Origin of the sequence: Marinitenerispora sediminis, assembly GCF_003336425.1 — a bacterium.
GTDB lineage: Bacteria > Actinomycetota > Actinomycetes > Streptosporangiales > Streptosporangiaceae > Marinitenerispora > Marinitenerispora sediminis.
Window position 1 is genome coordinate 1 of sequence record NZ_QEIO01000294.1, and the last position, 1889, is coordinate 1889.

Below are 1889 nucleotides of genomic sequence, written 5' to 3' on the forward strand. Positions count from 1 at the left end.
GAGTACCTGCCGCAGCCCCACCACGTTGTCGCTGACGATGCCGTCGACCCCGGCATCGAGCAGCCGGCGCATCAGCGCCGGCTCGTTGATGGTCCACACGTGCACCTGGACGCCGAGGCGGTGCGCCGTGGCGATCAGGTCGCGGCTCACCACGGGGAACCGCCCCTGCCGCAGCGGCAGCTGCGCGTAGCCGACGCCCCGGCGGGCCAGCCACGCCAGTAGCGGGGTGAACGAGGCGAACCGCAGCCGGGCGGCGTCCACCGGGCCGCAGGACATCGCCACCGGGCGCTCGGCCGCGCACCGGAACCGCTCCAGCCGCCGCTGGCTGAACGAGCCGACGCACACCCGGTGCCAGGCGCCGGTCCGGCGCAGCACGCGTACGAGCGGCAGCACGGCGGAATCGGCCTTGACGTCGATGTTGAACCTGGCCTCGGGCCACGTACCGAGCAGGTCCTCCAGCAGCGGCACCGGCTCGGTGCCGGCCACGCGGGCCCGCGCCACCTCCGCGTAGGGCAGCTCGGCGATGGCGCCCGAGCCGTCGGTGGCGCGGTCCAGGGTGGCGTCGTGGAACGCCAGGAGCACGCCGTCGCGGGTGGCGTGCACGTCGGTCTCCAGGTAGCGGTAGCCGAGGTCGACCGCGTGCTGGAAGGCGGGCGCGGTGTTCTCCAGCTCGGTGCGCACCCGGCCCGCGGCGCCGGGCAGCCAGCCGCCGCGGTGCGCGAGCCCCACCGGGGTCGGCAGATCGAGGAGGTGAGGGGTCACCCGAGCAGTATGCCGCCGGTCCGGGCACGCGGTCGCCCCCCGGACCGGCCGGAAAAGCTGGAATTCCATGTGGCATCCGGGCGGGGGTGCGGACTCTGGTGCGGGTGACGGTCCGCCCCGGGCCGTCGCCCCGGCGCGGTGCGGGCCGGCGACGTCCGCCAGCGCCGCCCGCCGTCCGCACACGAGAGGAAGTCCGGATGCCCACCCTCCGCCCGCAGCACCTCCCGCACCCGGCCGTGCGGCCCGCACGGCATTGCTCCGCCCACCCGGCGGCGCCCGGCCGGGCCCAGGAGCTCACCCGCTTCACCCAGCTCGTCGCGGAGGTGCTGGCCGGCCAGCGCGACCCCGTCCAGCTCCGGGACCACATGTCCGGCCCCGCCTACGGCATGCTGCGCCGCCGCGCCGGGGCCTATGCGGTGTCGCGCTGCCCCCGGCTGCGCCGCACCCACCTGCGGTCGCCGGCACCGGGCGTCACGGAGGTCTCGTGCGTGATCGACTGCGGCGCCCGGCACCGGGCCCTCGCGCTGCGGATCGAGTCCGCGCCGAGGTTCTGGCTGTGCACGACGCTGGAGACCGACGTGCGGCACCGGTAGGTGGCGGCCTGGGGGGGCGATCCGCCGCGGCGGGCCGCCCCCCCGGGCTCCCGGCCGGAGCAGGCCGGTCCCGCACCGCCGCCAGGTGCGGGCCGGCCATGGCGGGGCGGCCGGCTCCGCGGCCGCCATGGACCCGCGGTGGGCCCCGGGCGGCCGCCCACGTCCCGGCCGGGAGTCCGCGCCGTGCACGCTTCCGTCCCGCTAGGCGGGGCCGGCCGCCAGGGCCGCAGAGCCGCCAGGGCCGCCAGGGGCGGCGGGAGACGGGGCCGGGAACCGATCCCCGCCCGGGTGTCCTTCGGCGCGCGGCCGCGGCGCGGGTTCCCCAGGTGTCTCCCGGTGGCCGCCGGGCCGGGCGCCGCGGGCCTCTGCCCGTCCCGATGGTCGCGGCGCAGCGGATGTCCCTGGTACGCCCGCGGCTCCTGCGACGGCCTCGGTGATCTCCTTGGGCGACTCGCCGCCGCCGACCACCACGAGCCCGAGCTCGGTGAAGGAGTCGGTGAAGGCCGGGACGGACTCCTTCACCCGGCGCAGCTG

Annotated in this window: 2 protein-coding genes; one reads left to right on the top strand and one right to left on the bottom strand. The window is 77.8% G+C overall.

Annotation, left to right across the window (positions count from 1 at the left end; genetic code table 11):
• On the bottom strand, positions 1-762 hold a 762-nt coding region (locus DEF28_RS26370; RefSeq protein ID WP_147281107.1), incomplete at its 3' end, for a glycerophosphodiester phosphodiesterase.
• Positions 763-959: 197 nt separating this feature from the next.
• Between DEF28_RS26370 and DEF28_RS26375 the strand changes: the two genes are divergently transcribed.
• Positions 960-1355: an Rv3235 family protein gene (locus DEF28_RS26375; RefSeq protein ID WP_114400846.1), complete on the top strand. Its 396-nt coding sequence runs from the start codon at positions 960-962 to the stop codon at positions 1353-1355.
• The last annotated feature ends 534 nt before the right edge of the window (positions 1356-1889 follow it).

Bases quoted from the DNA above. Each gene is read 5' to 3' on its own strand.
- DEF28_RS26375 (WP_114400846.1), top strand. From the start codon at position 960: ATGCCCACCCTCCGCCCGCAGCACCTCCCGCACCCGGCCGTGCGGCCC.